Consider the following 14,820-nt stretch of genomic DNA (forward strand, 5'->3'; position numbering starts at 1 on the left):
AACGACCCGCGCCCGGCGCTTCAGGCAACATTTACAGCTTTACAGCAATCTGAATACCAGATATAATTTTAGTGAGAGAAAAACGGTGGTATACGCATGAAACGAGGATTGTTTTTGACATTGGAAGGCGTAGACGGCTGCGGCAAATCTACGCAGCTGGCCTTTCTGACTGAATATTTGAAGCAAAGAGGGCTGGATGTGCTGCTGACCCGGGAGCCGGGGGGCTGCGCCATCCCGGAGCAGGTGCGGCAAATCCTGCTGAACCCGGAAAACCGGGAGATGTCCGCCGAGACCGAGATGCTGCTCTATGCCGCTGCCCGCACCCAGCATATCGCGGAGAAAATCCTGCCGGCGCTGGAGGCCGGAAAAGTGGTGCTCTGCGACCGCTATTTGGATTCCAGCATCGCCTACCAGGGCTATGGCCGGGGGCTGGGCGAGGAGAGAGTGCGGCAAATCAACTGGTATGCCCAGGAGCACTGCCTGCCCGACGCGACCTTCCTCTTCCTGCTGGAGGTGGATCGCTCGTTTGAGCGCATCCGGCAGGGGCGGGAGAGCACGGATCGCCTGGAGCAGGAGAGCCGCGGTTTCTTTGAGCGGGTGGATTTTGGGTTTCACAGGCTGGCCCAGCAGGAGAAGCGCATCCGCGTCATCGATGCGGCCAGGAGCGTGGAGCAGGTCTGGGCGGAACTGCGGGAAAAGGTGGACGAGGTTTTAGAGCAGTGGCAAGGTATATAGGGCAGCAGGAGCGGGCTGTGCACCGGGATATCTTAGAGGGGCGCATGGCCGCGGCCTATCTGGTAACCTCGGCAGGAGAGGAAGACGCGCATCTGGCGGCCCGGGAGATCGTACAGCGGATTTTCTGCGAGAAAAAAACGGCCTGTGGGGCCTGCCTGGCCTGCCGCAAGTTTGAGGCCGGCAACCTGATAGACTATCTGGAAATCGATGCCAAAGGCGGCATCAAGATGGAAGAAGTGCGCCGCATCCCCGAGTTTTTGGCCAACCGGGCGCAGGAAGGCGGGGCAAGGTGCATTTTCCTCAAAAATGCGGACGACCTGACCGTGCAGGAGCAGAACTATCTGCTCAAAAGCCTGGAAGAGCCGGCGGCGGGCGTGGTGTTCGTGCTCTCTGCGGCCCAGGGCGAGCGCCTGCTGCCCACGGTGCGCTCCCGGTGCATCGAAATCCGCATCCGGCCCATTCCCAAAAAGGAGCTGGAGCGCCAGCTGGAGCAGAGCATGGGCGGGGAGCAGGCCGCTTTTGCGGCGGCGTGGTCGGGCGGCTCCTATGCTCAGGCGCAGAAGATCGCCGGCGATCAGGAGCTGGCGGAAGTGCGCCAGAGCGCGGCAAAAGTCTGCATCCGCCTGGCGACTAAGAAGAACCCCTCTGTTTTCGAGATGGAGAAGGAGATCATGCGCCAGGAAGCGCGCATGGACGAGGTTTTCTACGCCATCGCTACGCTCATGCGCGACGCGATCTACTATCAGGCGGGCAATTTGCAGCTGATGAACCCGGATGATCCGGGCACAGTGCAAACTCTGGCCCACAGTTTTACAAAGGCGCAACTCTACGGTATAATGAAACTAGCATTGGAGCGCTGTGAGCGAAAGCGGCGCTATCCGCAGGTGCGCAGCAAGCTCATCATCATGGGGCTGCTGTTTGATATATTGGAGGTAAAGGCGAAAAGTGTCTGACAAGGTGATAGGAGTCCGGTTCAAAAAGGCCGGCAAGATATACTATTTCAACCCGCTGAGCATCCCCTTCGAGGCGGGCGAGGGCGTCATTGTAGAGACGTCCCGGGGCATCGAGTTTGGCGAGGTGGTCATCGGCGCGCGGGAGATCGAGCAAAAAGAGCTGCAAAAGCCTCTGCGGCCGGTGATCCGCCGGGCAGATGAGGAAGATTATGCCCGCATAGAGGCAAACCAGCGCAAGGAAAAAGAGGCGTTTGCCGTCTGCGAGGAGAAAATCAAAAAGCACGGCATGGATATGAAGCTGATCAACGTCGAATATACCTTCGACAACAGCAAAATCGTCTTCTATTTCACGGCCGAGGGCAGGGTGGATTTCCGGGAGCTGGTCAAAGATCTGGCGTCTGTCTTCAAAACGCGCATCGAGCTGCGGCAGATCGGCGTGCGCGATGAAACCAAAATGCTGGGCGGCTTGGGCCCCTGCGGCCGGCCGGCCTGCTGTGCCGAATTTCTGGGGGATTTCCAGCCGGTTTCCATCAAGATGGCGAAGGAGCAGAACCTCTCGCTCTCGCCGACCAAGATCAGCGGCCTCTGCGGCCGGCTGATGTGCTGCCTGGGGTATGAGCATGAGTATTATAAGGAGCTGGCAGCCATTCTGCCCCGCAACGGCAGCGAAGTGCAGACGCCGGACGGCGCAGGCGTCGTCATGGAGTCCAACCCGCTTCGGCAGCTGGTGAAGGTGAAGATCGCGGTGGGCGATGAGTTCGATGTGCGCGAATACCCCGTCGGGGAAATTACCGTCCAGCGCCGGGGCAAGCGTCCGCCGGAAAAGCAGGATGCTCCGGAAAAAGGCAACGAGGCGCCAAAGGCCAAAGAGCCCGCCCGGGCCGAGAAGGCGGAGGAGAAAAAGGCCGAAAAGCCGCGCCGCCAGGAGCGCTCCAGAAGGGGAAGCAGGCCGCCCCGCGGCCCTCGGCCGGAACGCCGGCAGGAGAGCCCAAAAGGAGAAATGTAGAAAATTGAAAAAAGATATTGCTTTTTAGTAGAAGCATGATAAAATAAAAGCGTCAATACTATAGGAGGTGCTTTCCCATGGCATATAGAATTACAGACGAATGCATTAGCTGCGGCGCTTGCGCAGAGGCTTGCCCCGTTGAGGCAATCAAAGAGGGCGACGATATTTATGTGATCGATCCGGATGTATGTATCGAATGCGGCAGCTGTGCAGCAACTTGCCCCAACGATGCAATCGTCGAGGAGTAAAAAGCTGGAAAGGCAAAAAAAGCCCGCGCGTGAGCACGGGCTTTTCTATTTAGGGAAAATATGGAAAAGATAGAGGATCTGGGCTTTGCAGGCCTGCGGTTTCTCCAGAACGACGGCGTGTTCCGCTTCGGGACGGATGCCGTCCTGCTGGCCTCCTTCGCCCAGGCCAAAAAGGGCGAGACGGTGGTGGATCTGGGGACGGGCAGCGGCATTCTGCCCGTTCTGCTCGCGGGAAGATGTGCGGCCAATTTCATCGGCATTGAACTGCAAGCGGCCGCGGCAGAGCTGGCCAGAAGGAACGTCGCCCTAAACGGGTTAGAGGCGCGCATCCGCATTCTGGAAGGGGATTTCCGGGAAATTTCCAAGAAAATTCCGCCGGTGCAGGCTGTGGTCGCAAACCCGCCTTACGATAAGCTGGGATCCGGCGGGCAGAGCCAGCAGGAGGCCATCCGCATCGCGCGGCACGAAGTCGCCTGCAATCTGCATGAGGTGGTGCAGAGCGCGGCGCGGCTATTGCAGACGGGCGGGCGGTTCTATCTCATCCATCGGGCGGGCCGCCTGGCGGAAGTGATGCACGAGATGCGGCAGGCCAGGCTGGAACCCAAGCTTTTGCGCATGGTTGCCCCGGATGCCCAGGCAGAGCCAAACTATATTCTGATCAAGGGCGTGCGGGATGCGGCCGAGGGAATGCGCGTTTTGCCGCAGCTGAATATTTTGCAGCAGGGGGCCTATACGGCAGAGCTGCGGGCGATTTATCATATGGAGGATTAGCATGGCCGGAAAACTGTATATTGTCTCGACGCCGATTGGAAACCTGGGGGATATGACCCGGCGCGCAGCGGAGGTTTTAGAGGCGGCAGACTACATCGCGGCGGAGGATACGCGGCGCACGCTGGCGCTGTTAAACAGCCTTGGGATACGCGGCCGGCTGATCAGCTGCCATGAGCACAGCGGCCAGGGGCGCATGGAGGAGATTCTCGCTCTGCTGGAAGGCGGAGCGGATGTTGCCCTCTGCACGGATGCCGGAACGCCCATCATCTCAGATCCCGGCGCGCCGCTGACGGCGCTGGCGGCAGAGCGGGGCATTGAAATTGTAAGCGTACCCGGGGCGTGCGCGGCCATTGCCGCGCTGACGGTCTCGGCCATTCCGGCGGAAAAATTCGTGTTCGAGGGCTTCCTGCCCCGGGATAAGACGCGCCGCCAGGCCATGGAGACGGCCTGCTCGCATCCGTATACGACAATCCTCTACGAGAGCCCGCATCAGCTTGGCCGAACGCTGAGCGAGCTGGCGAAAATCTGCCCGGATCGCCGGATGGCCCTCTGCAAAGAGCTGACCAAGCTGCACGAGAGCGTGCTGCGCGGCAGCGTCCGGGAACTGGCAGAGCATTTTGCTGGCCATCAGCCCCGGGGCGAATATGTGCTGGTGCTGGCCGGGGCGCCGGAGGAGGCAAAAAAAGAAATCCCAGACGAGGAGATCGCGCTTCTCATCCGGGATTATGCCAAAAAAGGTATGAAAAACAAAGACGCCGCCAAAACTGCCGCCCAGCAGCTGGGCATCAATAAGAACAGAGCCTATGAAATTATGATAAAGACGCTGGGAAATTAGAGCTTGCCAAGCTTGTCGATGCAGTTCTTGCAGACGGTTTTGCCGTGATAGGAGATGATATCATCCATGCTGTCGCAGAAAATGCAGGAGGGCTGGTATTTTTTGAGCATGATGAACTCTCCGTCCACGAATATTTCCAGTGAATCCTTGATGTCGATATCCAGTGTGCGGCGCAGTTCGACCGGGAGAACGACTCTGCCCAGCGTATCCACTGGACGTACAATGCCTGTAGATTTCATAACTGACCTCCGACAAATTAGTGTTTATAGAATAAATAATATCGATTTTTATAAAATTCGTCAATATCAATCAAAAAGTGTTTTTAAAATGGCACAGGAATGACGGCGCATTTCCTGTCATTTTTTCTCGTTTTTGCCCGTATATTGCAGCAGGGGGACTCTATGCTGAAATATATCTGGGCATTTTTAATTGTGGCCGGGCTTATCACCGGCATCGCCGCGGGAAACGGCGAGGCGGTCTCTGCCGCGGTAACGGATGGCGCCAAAACGGCGGCCGAGCTCTGCCTCTCCATGCTCGGGGCCTATGCGCTCTATATGGGCCTGCTGGGCGTGCTGGATGATGCCGGGGCCGTAAGGAGCCTGGCGCGCCGCGCCGCCGCTCCGCTTCGGTTTATCTTTCCCGGCCTGAAAAATCAGAAGGCCAAGAGCTATATCGCGCTGAATATGGTGGCGAATTTTCTGGGCATGGGCAACGCGGCCACGCCCTTTGGCCTCAAAGGGATGGAGGAGCTGCAAAAAGAAAATAAAAATAAGGAGCGGGCCAGCGACCATATGTGCATGTTTGCCGTGCTCAATACAGCCTCTGTTCAGCTGATTCCGCTCTCGGTCATCGCGCTGCGCTCGGCCTGCGGCTCGGCAGATGCCTCCTGGGTTACACTGCCCACGCTGGTCGTCTCGGTGGTAACGGCGGTTTTCACGGTGCTGCTGGCCAGAGTCTGCGCCGCGCTGGGGAGGCGGCCATGAGCGCCCTGCGCTGGCTCTCCACGGCCGCCCTGCCCATCTTCATCCTGCTGACGCTGGGCTATTCCTTTGCGAAGAAAAGAGACCCTTATGAGGCGTTCACCCAGGGAGCCAAGGGCGGCGCGGCATTGGTATTCCAGACCATGCCCTATGTCGTCGCCATGGTATTCGCGGTGGAAATTTTCAAGGCTTCCGGGCTGTTCGAGGCGGTGGGCAGGCTGCTGGCGCCCGTCCTGGGGCCGCTGGGCATCCCGCCTGAGGTCGTCCCCATTGCGATTCTGCGGCCCTTTTCGGGCGGCGGGACGCTGGGGCTTCTGGCCGGAGTTTTGGCAGAATACGGCGTGGATAGCTATATCGGCCGGGTGGCCTGCGTCTATATGGGCAGCGCGGAGACGCTGTTTTACGTCGTCTCCCTGTATATGGGCAGCGTGGGCGTGAAAAAGACGCGTTATGTCATCCCAGCGGCGCTGCTCTCGGATTGCTTCGGCCTGGCGCTCTCCTGCCTGGTTTGCAGGTTTTTCTAAGTGTTTCAAGTTTTTTGGGCAAAAAGCAGGCGGGAAGCCTGCTTTTGCTTTACTCAAAAGGCGGCTTGGAGTATAATAAAAGCTACGGCATCGAATTTTTTGAGCCTGGGACAAGCCATTTGGAAGAAAACGATATCCGGCCTTGCCGGTCGTTTCAAATATGGGCGCAGTGCGCCAGAAGGAGAAACCATGAGTAAGAAAACGTTTTACATCACAACGCCTATCTACTACCCCAGCGACAAGCTGCACATCGGCCACACCTATTGCACAGTGGCCGCAGACGCCATGGCGCGCTTCAAGCGGCAGACGGGCTATGATGTCATGTTCCTGACCGGGACGGATGAGCATGGCCAGAAGATAGAGAAAATCGCGAGGGAGAAGGGCATGCAGCCTAAGGAGTATGTCGATGGCATCGTGGCGGGCATTCAGGATCTCTGGCGGCTCATGAATATCTCCAACGACGACTTTATCCGCACCACAGAGCCGCGCCATGAGAAGGTCGTCCAGAAAATTTTTAAACAGCTCTACGACCAGGGCGATATCTACAAAGGCGAATACGAGGGCTGGTACTGCACGCCCTGCGAATCCTTCTGGCTGGATCGCCAGCTGGTGGACGGCAAATGCCCGGACTGCGGGCGGCCCGTGCAGAAGGCCAAGGAGGAGAGCTATTTCTTCCGCCTCTCCAAATATGCGGACAGGCTCATCAAATACATCGAGGATCACCCGGATTTCATTCAGCCCGTCTCCCGGCGCAACGAGATGCTGCAAAACTTCCTGCTGCCCGGCCTGGAGGATCTGGCCGTTTCCAGAACCTCCTTCAAATGGGGCATCCCGGTTACCTTCGACGAAGGGCATGTGGTCTATGTCTGGGTAGATGCGCTCTCCAACTACATCACGGCGCTGGGCTATCTTTCGGAAGACGATTCCAAGTTTAAGAAGTACTGGCCGGCGGATGTGCACCTGGTGGGCAAGGAGATCATCCGCTTCCATACCATCATCTGGCCCATCATGCTGATGGCGCTGGGCCTACCGCTGCCCGAGAAGGTCTATGGGCATGGCTGGGTGATTCTGGAAGGCGGCAAGATGAGCAAATCCAAGGGCAACGTCATCGACCCGGTCAAGCTGGCAGAGCGCTACGGCGTGGATGCCCTGCGCTATTTCCTGCTGCGGGAGATGCCCCTTGGAAGCGACAGCCTGTTCTCCAACGAGATTCTCATCAACCGCATCAACTCGGATCTGGCAAACGACCTGGGCAACCTGCTTTCCCGCACGGTGGCCATGATCGAGAAATATTTCGGCGGCGTGATCGGCGCGCCATCCTGCCCCAATGCCGAGCAGGATGATCCCATCACGGCCATGGGTGCGGCGCTTCCGGGCAAAGTGGAAGAGCTGATGGACGGCATGAGATTTGCCGACGCGCTGACGGCGATTTTTGAATACGTCGGCTCGCTCAACAAGTATATCGATATCACGGCCCCCTGGGCGCTGGCAAAAGATGAGGCCAACAAAGCCCGCCTGGCAACCGTGATGTATCATCTGGCCGAGGGCCTGCGCATTGTGGGCGTTCTGCTGGCCGCTTTCCTGCCGGATACGGCGGAGAACATCCGCGTTCAGCTGGGCGTGGATGCGGCGCAGTATGATTGGCAGAGCGTGCAGAAGTATGGCGGCCTGCCCGAGGGGACGAAGGTCTGCAAAGGCGCGCCGCTCTTCCCGCGCATCGACGTCGCCAAAGAGCTGGCAGAGCTGGAAGCCATGAACAAGGCTCCTGCGGCGCCTGAGAAGGCCGAAGAGCCAAAGGCAGAGGAAGTAAAGCCTGAAATCACCATCGACGAGTTCGATAAGATTCAGCTCAAGACGGCCAAAGTGCTGGCGGCGGAGAACATCGAGAAAAGCCGCAAGCTGCTCAAGCTGACCATTCAGGTGGGCGGCGAACAGCGCACCATCGTCTCGGGCATCCGGGGCTCGTATACGGCAGAGCAGATGGTGGGCAAGAGCATCGTCATCGTGGCAAACCTCAAGCCGGCCAAGCTCTGCGGCGTGCTCTCCCAGGGCATGATTCTGGCCGTGGGCGATGGGGATGAGCTGGCTCTTCTGACCACGGATAAACCCATGGCCGATGGGCTGGATGTGGGCTGAAAAAATGCAGATGCCAAAGAGAATCGATTCGCATGCGCACTTGCTGGATGAAAAGTTCGATGCGGATCGCGGGGAATTGATAGAAACGCTTTCGGAGGAGATGGAGGCGGTCATCGAATGCGCCTCCGCTCCGGAAGATTTTGAGGAAATTCTGGCGCTGACCCAGCGCTATGCGCTGATCTACGGCGCGGTGGGCGTGCACCCGACGGATGCCGAGCGCTTTGATGCAAAAACGCCGGAGCGCATCCGCGCTCTGCTGGCTCAGCCGAAAATTCTGGCCATCGGCGAAATTGGGCTGGATTACTACTGGTTCCCGGAAAAGCGGGAATTGCAGCAGCGCGTTCTGCGCGCGCAGATGGCGCTGGCCGGGGAGCAGGACGTGCCTGTCATCCTGCATAACCGGGAGGCCACCGGGGATATGCTGGCGCTTCTTGGAGAATTTCCCGGGCAAAGAGGCGTCATGCACTGCTTTTCGGGCAGCGTGGAGACGGCGCGGACGCTGCTGGACCTGGGCTACTACCTGGGCTTTGGCGGCGCGCTGACCTTTTCAAACAACCGCAAGGGTGTGGAATCTGCGGCGTATGCGCCGCTTGATCGCATCCTTCTAGAAACGGATAGCCCCTATCTGGCGCCGGTGCCCCTGCGCGGCAAGCGCAACAACCCGGCCAACACCCGCTATGTGGCGGAAAAGCTGGCAGAAATCAAGGGCATTTCTGTGGAGCAGGTTGTGCAGGCGGCAAACGCCAATGCCAGAGCGTTGTTTGGATTTTAAAGAGAGCGCCGGTTTTCCGGCGCTTTTTTGATGGGCGTGTGCAAAGGGAATATGCGGTTTTCGGCGGTGCAGATGGCAGGGAATGCCCCAAACGGCAAAAAGGAGCTTTTCCTGAAATGAAAAAAGAGGATGCAGCTGCATCCTCTTTTTGATTTCATTATCTCGCATAGAGCAGGCGGGCATCTTCATCGTTGTAAAGATACCAGAAGTGGCCTTTGGTGGGATCGGGATGGCCGTCTTCCGGGGGAAGGTTGGTGCCGTCGAAGGTCATGTCGCATTTATCCGTCTTTTTCAGATAAAGCACGTGGTGCTCGTAGGAGCCGGTATTCGGGTCTTTATACCACTCTTCCCAGGGGAAGCCGGCTTCCAGCATATCCGGCGTGGGAACCGCGTGCACGATGAACTTGCCGTCGAACCACTGATATTTGCAGTACTGCTCGCTGGCCTCTTCCGTCAGGCCGCCTAAAACTTTCTCTGCGCCGAATCCCATATTGTCAAACGTCGCATAGCATCCATTTTCTTTGAGCATCTCTTTAAGCTTCATAGAAGAACCCTCCTGATATTCATTTGTATGGCAATCGCCATGGGTAATAACACTATTATAGCATGTTTTGGCAAAGAACAACAGTAGCGGAGGAAAATTTTTCTCGGGCAAGGCGGCGCAGAAAAAAACCGCCGGTCTCCCGGCGGCTTTTTTCCTGCAAGGCGGCATCAGGGCCGCAGCAATTCTTTTGTAACGGCGTGTTTATGGTCTATCATGCCTCTGGGGCTGTCGATCATGGTAACGGCCAATCGGTTGCCCTGGGGGGCATCCTGCCACCATGCCGCCAGCCAGGAGATTTTCTCTGTCTTTTCCGCGCCGCGCAGGGCTGTGCCCGTCTTGGCTGCCATGGGAACGTCTTTAATCTGGATAGACTGCGCCGTGCCGGATTTGACGACCGCTCTCAGGCAGGAGAGGAGCGTCTCGATGGTCTCCTGCCGCATGATGCCCTGCATGTAAACCTCCCGCTCGGCCTGGTAGAGCGTCTCATAGTGCAGTGCATCCGAATATTTGCGGATGCTGCCCACCAGCTTGGGGGCCAGCATATCGCCGTTGTTCTGGAAGACGGTATACATGCTGGCCGCCTGAACGGGCGTCAGCAGAATTTCGCCGTGGCCGAACGACATATCCGAAACCAGCTTGCGGTTGATTTCCGTGCCCTCGTTGATGAGGTTGCCCTTGGCCGTGGGCAAATCGAAGGGGATGGCCGTGTCGATGCTGATGCGGTTCATATATTCCAGAAATTTCTCCTGGCCCAGGTTGAGCGTCGCCCAGGAGAAATAGATGTTATCCGAGAAGCGGAAGGCCATCTCCAGGTTGACCGGCCCGTCCGGCGTTTCGTTGCGGGTAACCCTGTCCCAGTACCAGACGCCGTCCGGCTTCCAGGAATTGCCCGTAACCTCATAGGGGAACACAGTGCTTGCATCCACAATGCCGTTTTCCAGGGAGGGGACGATGGTAAAGGGCTTTAGGAGCGAGCCCGGGGGATAGAGCCCCTGCGTGGCCTTGGGGAAGAGCGGCGCGCCCGCCTCCTCGCTGTTTAACTGGTTATACACCTCGTCCGAGACGGGGAAGGAGAAGATGTTCGCATCGAAGGAGGGCAGGGAGACCATGGCCTGCACGAAGCCCGTCGTCGGATCCATGACGACGCTTGTCCCGGTCTGGTTTTCCAGAAGATTGCTGGAAAGGGCGTAGTAGGCCCGCTGCTGCAAATCGTGGTTGATGGTCAGGAAAATATCCGCGCCGTTTTCCGCGGGGTTTTCATAGATGGTGGAGACGTACTGCCCGTCTTTGGTATACATGTTGACGCGCAGGCCGTCTTTGGGCTGAAGGTATTCGTCATACTTCAACTCGATGCCGGATTTGCCCACCAGCGTCGCCCCGGCGAAGCCCTTCTCCTCCAGCTCGGCCAGCTGCTTCTCGTTTGGCGTGGAGGCATAGCCCACCACGTGCGCATAGAGCGAGCCGTAGGGGTAGTAGCGCTGGGGGGTTACGGAAGAGCGGTCGATGCTGAGGGACGGGTCGATGGCCAAAATCTGCGCTTCCAGGCTGGCAAGGCTGTCCTTTGGGGCAGTATAGGCGACGACAGTGCCGTAATGGTTGTCCACAGCCGAGTTATAGCGCTGGCGCAGCTGGGACTTGGCGTCGTCGTCCATGCCGACCAGCGTGCCCAGAGAGGAGATGATGGCGTTGATATCCTGCCCCTCCTGCACGGAGATGACGACGGTATCCGAATAGCTGTTTTGGGCGACGCAGGCGTTGTCTGCGGTGAAAATTTCCCCGCGCTTGCCCTTGGTTTTGAGGATGGAGAGCTTATTATCCAGCGCATAGCCGGGCAGGATGAGCTCGGGAGAATACTGAATATGGTAGACGCCCTCATCCTTGATGATGCGGGTGCGCACCTCGTGCTCGATGGTGAAGGCATCCGCCGCATAGCAGAGGCGGAAGGTCAGGTAGATGGCGTCACCCTCTATCTGAATCTGCCGATCCAAAACCTCGATGCTTTTCACGCCCAGCGCAGATACGACATATTCATAGTTACGGACGAAATCTTCCTGGGAAACTTCGCTGTCGCCCTTGGCCCAAAGACAGCCGTGCGCCTTTTCGAAATCCAGAGCGGAAATGGCGGCGGCATAGGCGGCGGAGACGTCCTCCGCAGTCCCCCCGAGCGAGCAGGCTGGCAGCGCCAGGCAGAGCAGCAGGAGTATGGCTAGGAAAAACGAGATTTTTTTCATCGCTTGCAGGCATCCTTTTTGAAATGTTCCTTTTATTATATACGATATCAGGGGGAAATGCAAAATGCGGAAAGGTATAAAACCGGCAGGCCGTGTATATAATAATGCAGTGCAATTATACCAAAAATGGCTTTAAATGGGCAAAAATTTGACATTTTACCGCGGCCGGTATATACTTGTTGCACTGAAAAATGAAAGTTTCGGAGGATTTTATGAAAAGGAGAAGAGAGCGGAACGTCTCTGTAAAAAAAGAGAATGTCTATTCGGGCATCCTCTACCGCGCAAATTTGCCGACGGTTACAGAGCGGGAGCTCACCCTCGCCGACAAGAAACGAGCACAAGAGAAAAAGAAAGCAAAACTGGGCAAACTGATGAGCCTGCTGCAAAGCGCGGCGGGCAGGGTAGGCGCCTTTTTCGCCAAGGCCAAAGCTGGCCTGAGAAGCTTTACAAGGGGCTATGAGGCCGGCGGGGATAACCGCAGGTTCTATGTCAGCGTCGCGGCAAGCGCGGCGGCGCTCATCGCCATCACGCTGGTCTGCACATCCGGCATTCTGGAGCCGCCCAAGGCGCAGATTACCGTCAACGATACGGGCAGAATCGTCTCGGCGGATACCCGGGCCAAGACGGTGGGCGAGTTTTTGGAAAAGAACCAGATCATCCTGGAAGAAGGGGATGTGCTGGAAGTCGCTGCGGATACACCCATTGCCGACGGCATGGAGATCGTCATCCGGCGGGCGCTGCCGCTGACCATCGTCAACGGCGGTGAGGAGACGCAGGTTAAGCTGCTGGCTGGAACCGTCCAGGAGGCGCTGGAGCGGGCAGGCGTAGAGGTCAGCGAGAGCGATGAAGTCTACCCGGCCATGAGCTCGTATGTCAGCTCGGGCACGACCATCAACATCATCAAAGTGACCGAGCAGACCATCACGGAAGACGAGACGCTCTACTACAAGGAAATCACCAAGAGCGATTCCAAGCTGGCAAAAGGCAAGAAGCAGGTGGTGACCGAAGGGGAAAACGGCCTCCAGCGGCATACCATCAAAATCGTCTATAAAAACGGCATCGAGGTCTCGCGCACAGAGATTGGCGTGGAAGTCGTCAAGCAGCCGGTGGATAAGGTGGTCCATATCGGGACGTACGTCGCCCCGGTGAGCAAGCCGCAAAAGCCTTCTTCCACCAGCAAGCCCAGCAACCCCACCGGCGGCGGAGATGCCGCCAGCGAGCCGACGGACGATTCGGGCAAGCGCACCAGCGTGCCCTCGGTGGATGAGATTCATCAGGGCAACCTCTATGAGCATGGCCAGGCGGCGCCGCCGGCCTCCTCTATCATCGCAAAGACGGTGGTCATCGATAAGATTACGGCCTATACGGATACGGGCAACGCCACCGCCACGGGCACCTATCCCCGCATGGGGACGATTGCCGCAGACCCCAAACGCTTCCCGTATGGAACCAAGGTCTATGTCCCGGGATACGGATACGGGCGCATCGAGGATACCGGCGGCTTCCGCAACGCATCGTATACGCAGTTCGACCTGTTTATGTACAGCGAGAGCGATTGCAGAAACTGGGGCGTCAAGCGCAGCTGGAAAGTCTATATTCTCAAATAACGCAAAAAAGCAGGGCAGTGCGCTCTGCTTTTTTCTTTCCCCAAAGCGCCGGAAAACGCGCAGGCAGCGGTTTGCATTCGCGGCAGCCGTGTGCTATACTGCTCAAAAAGAAAGGGAGAGAAGCAAATGGAATCGGCAGCTCTGATTGTGGAAGGCGGCGGGATGCGCGGCGTATATGCCGCGGGCGTGATGGATTTTTTCCTGGATAAAAAGCTCTGCTTTGCGGCGGCCTATGGCGTATCGGCCGGGGCGGGGCATCTTTGCAGCTTTCTTTCCGGCCAGAGGGGGCGCGCCGTGGCCATCAATCTGGATTATCTGGGCGATAAGCGCTATTGCAGCCTCCATAGCCTGATTAGAACGGGAGACCTGTTCGGCGCGGATATGCTCTATAACATCATCCCCAACCAGCTGAATTTATACGATTACGCCGCCTATGCCGCAAACCCCACGCGATTTTTCGCCGCCGTTACCAACTGCCGGACGGGTCAGGCTGAATACCTGCCCATTTTGGATATGAAGCGGGATATCATCAAAGTGCAGGCCAGCAGTTCTCTGCCCATGCTGGCGCGGATGGTGGAAATCGATGGGCAAAAATACCTGGACGGCGGCATGGCGGATAGCATTCCCCTGCAAAAATCCATGGCAGACGGCAACCGCAAAAACGTCCTCATCCTAACCCAGCACGACGGCTATGCCAAAGGGCCCAACCGGGCCATGGGGCTGATTGCCATGAAATACCGCAAATACCCTGGCCTGGTGGAGGCGACGCGCACCCGGCATATCCGCTATAACCAGGCGCTGGAGCTGGCCAGGCAGGAGAAGGAGAAGGGCAACGCCTTTCTCATCCAGCCGAGGCACCCCGTGCAGATTGGCCGGGTGGAGAAAAACCGCCAAAAACTCTGGGCGCTTTATGAGGAGGGCTATGCCGATGCCCAGCGCTGCTGGCCCGAGCTTCAGGCTTTTCTGCAAAAGGCGGCAAAAGAGAGCGGGAAGTAGCAACCCGGGCGTGGGAAGAACAAAAAAAGGAACTGCCAGGATGCAGTTCCTTTTTCTTTGCCCGCGCTATTTTTCCCCGTTCTGCCTTGTTCTGAGTAAGTGGAGAGCGAGACTGCTCATGCCGATGCCCAGCAGAGCCGTGGATTGGGCGGCGTCTGCCTGCCCGAGAATGGACGTAACCACGACGCAGATGCCCATCGCCAGGCCGATGCCGGGCAAAGCAATGCCGAGCAGTTCCTCCGCCCGGGTGCGCCGCCCTTTTGCCGGGGCATTGCACAGCTCCTGAACCGTCGTCCCAAGGGTTTCCGCCAGCTTGGGGAGAGAATCGATATCCGGGCGGGATAACCCCCGCTCCCATTTGGAGACGGCTTTGTCCGTCACGTTCATTTTCTCTGCCAAATCACCCTGCGTCATGCCCAGCGCCGTCCGCAAACCGCGGATGCGCTCTCCCATATGCCTGATTGCCATAATGCTCCCTCCTT

The 14,820-nt window shown here is 57.8% G+C and carries 16 protein-coding genes; 12 read left to right on the top strand and 4 right to left on the bottom strand.

The genetic code is table 11. From position 1 onward, the window contains the following. The first annotated feature begins 96 nt into the window (after positions 1 to 96). The 6 genes from tmk (at position 97) to rsmI (ending at position 4,548) form a co-directional block, all read left to right on the top strand. On the top strand, positions 97 to 735 hold the full coding sequence (gene tmk, locus AALG83_07220; GenBank protein MEY8382943.1) for a dTMP kinase: 639 nt from the start codon (positions 97 to 99) through the stop codon (positions 733 to 735). After that, positions 720 to 1,688 (top strand): DNA polymerase III subunit delta' C-terminal domain-containing protein, encoded by a 969-nt coding sequence (locus AALG83_07225; protein ID MEY8382944.1) that lies wholly within the window; start codon positions 720 to 722, stop codon positions 1,686 to 1,688. Before tmk ends, AALG83_07225 begins: the two co-directional genes overlap by 16 nt. Next, complete coding sequence (locus AALG83_07230; protein MEY8382945.1) at positions 1,681 to 2,694, top strand: stage 0 sporulation family protein; 1,014 nt, start codon at positions 1,681 to 1,683, stop codon at positions 2,692 to 2,694. The genes AALG83_07225 and AALG83_07230 overlap by 8 nt, the downstream gene beginning before the upstream one ends. 77 nt (positions 2,695 to 2,771) lie before the next feature. After that, positions 2,772 to 2,942 carry a 4Fe-4S binding protein gene (locus tag AALG83_07235; protein MEY8382946.1) on the top strand — a complete coding sequence of 57 codons (171 nt, stop codon included), beginning with the start codon at positions 2,772 to 2,774 and terminating at the stop codon, positions 2,940 to 2,942. A 60-nt stretch (positions 2,943 to 3,002) separates the two neighbouring features. Further along, a complete protein-coding gene (locus tag AALG83_07240) occupies positions 3,003 to 3,713 on the top strand; it encodes a methyltransferase (GenBank protein MEY8382947.1) in 711 nt (236 codons plus the stop codon). 1 nt (position 3,714) lies between these two features. Continuing rightward, positions 3,715 to 4,548: a 16S rRNA (cytidine(1402)-2'-O)-methyltransferase gene (rsmI, locus tag AALG83_07245; GenBank protein ID MEY8382948.1), complete on the top strand. Its 834-nt coding sequence runs from the start codon at positions 3,715 to 3,717 to the stop codon at positions 4,546 to 4,548. Here the strand turns inward: rsmI and AALG83_07250 are convergent. Further along, entirely contained in the window at positions 4,545 to 4,787 is a 243-nt protein-coding gene (locus tag AALG83_07250; protein ID MEY8382949.1) for an AbrB/MazE/SpoVT family DNA-binding domain-containing protein, read from the bottom strand. The two genes, rsmI and AALG83_07250, sit on opposite strands and share 4 nt — an antisense overlap. Before the next feature lie 162 nt (positions 4,788 to 4,949). On the opposite strand from AALG83_07250, the gene AALG83_07255 reads away from it, so the two are divergent. The 4 genes from AALG83_07255 to AALG83_07270 all read left to right on the top strand — a co-directional run bounded on the left by AALG83_07255 (position 4,950) and on the right by AALG83_07270 (position 8,960). After that, positions 4,950 to 5,531: a nucleoside recognition protein gene (locus tag AALG83_07255; GenBank protein MEY8382950.1), complete on the top strand. Its 582-nt coding sequence runs from the start codon at positions 4,950 to 4,952 to the stop codon at positions 5,529 to 5,531. Next, positions 5,528 to 6,052, top strand: coding sequence for a nucleoside recognition domain-containing protein (locus AALG83_07260; GenBank protein MEY8382951.1), 525 nt, complete (start codon positions 5,528 to 5,530; stop codon positions 6,050 to 6,052). Before AALG83_07255 ends, AALG83_07260 begins: the two co-directional genes overlap by 4 nt. Positions 6,053 to 6,241: 189 nt before the next feature. Continuing rightward, positions 6,242 to 8,188 carry a methionine--tRNA ligase gene (metG, locus tag AALG83_07265; GenBank protein MEY8382952.1) on the top strand — a complete coding sequence of 649 codons (1,947 nt, stop codon included), beginning with the start codon at positions 6,242 to 6,244 and terminating at the stop codon, positions 8,186 to 8,188. A gap of 4 nt (positions 8,189 to 8,192) precedes the next feature. Then, complete coding sequence (locus AALG83_07270) at positions 8,193 to 8,960, top strand: TatD family hydrolase (GenBank protein ID MEY8382953.1); 768 nt, start codon at positions 8,193 to 8,195, stop codon at positions 8,958 to 8,960. A 157-nt stretch (positions 8,961 to 9,117) separates the two neighbouring features. Here AALG83_07270 and AALG83_07275 read toward each other — a convergent pair whose 3' ends face one another. Both AALG83_07275 and AALG83_07280 read right to left on the bottom strand, forming a co-directional pair. Continuing rightward, entirely contained in the window at positions 9,118 to 9,504 is a 387-nt protein-coding gene (locus AALG83_07275; GenBank protein MEY8382954.1) for a hypothetical protein, read from the bottom strand. A 167-nt stretch (positions 9,505 to 9,671) separates the two neighbouring features. After that, positions 9,672 to 11,735, bottom strand: coding sequence for a penicillin-binding transpeptidase domain-containing protein (locus tag AALG83_07280; GenBank protein ID MEY8382955.1), 2,064 nt, complete (start codon positions 11,733 to 11,735; stop codon positions 9,672 to 9,674). 212 nt (positions 11,736 to 11,947) lie between these two features. Between AALG83_07280 and AALG83_07285 the strand changes: the two genes are divergently transcribed. After that, positions 11,948 to 13,342, top strand: a complete 1,395-nt coding sequence (locus AALG83_07285; GenBank protein ID MEY8382956.1) for a G5 domain-containing protein — start codon at positions 11,948 to 11,950, stop codon at positions 13,340 to 13,342. Between the two features lie 126 nt (positions 13,343 to 13,468). Next, a complete protein-coding gene (locus AALG83_07290) occupies positions 13,469 to 14,338 on the top strand; it encodes a patatin family protein (protein MEY8382957.1) in 870 nt (289 codons plus the stop codon). A 66-nt stretch (positions 14,339 to 14,404) separates the two neighbouring features. Here the strand turns inward: AALG83_07290 and AALG83_07295 are convergent, their stop codons facing one another. Further along, positions 14,405 to 14,806, bottom strand: a complete 402-nt coding sequence (locus tag AALG83_07295; GenBank protein ID MEY8382958.1) for a helix-turn-helix transcriptional regulator — start codon at positions 14,804 to 14,806, stop codon at positions 14,405 to 14,407. Positions 14,807 to 14,820: the final 14 nt, after the last annotated feature.

The sequence above is a fragment of the Christensenellaceae bacterium 44-20 genome, from assembly GCA_041223705.1.
GTDB lineage: Bacteria > Bacillota > Clostridia > Christensenellales > Christensenellaceae > QANA01.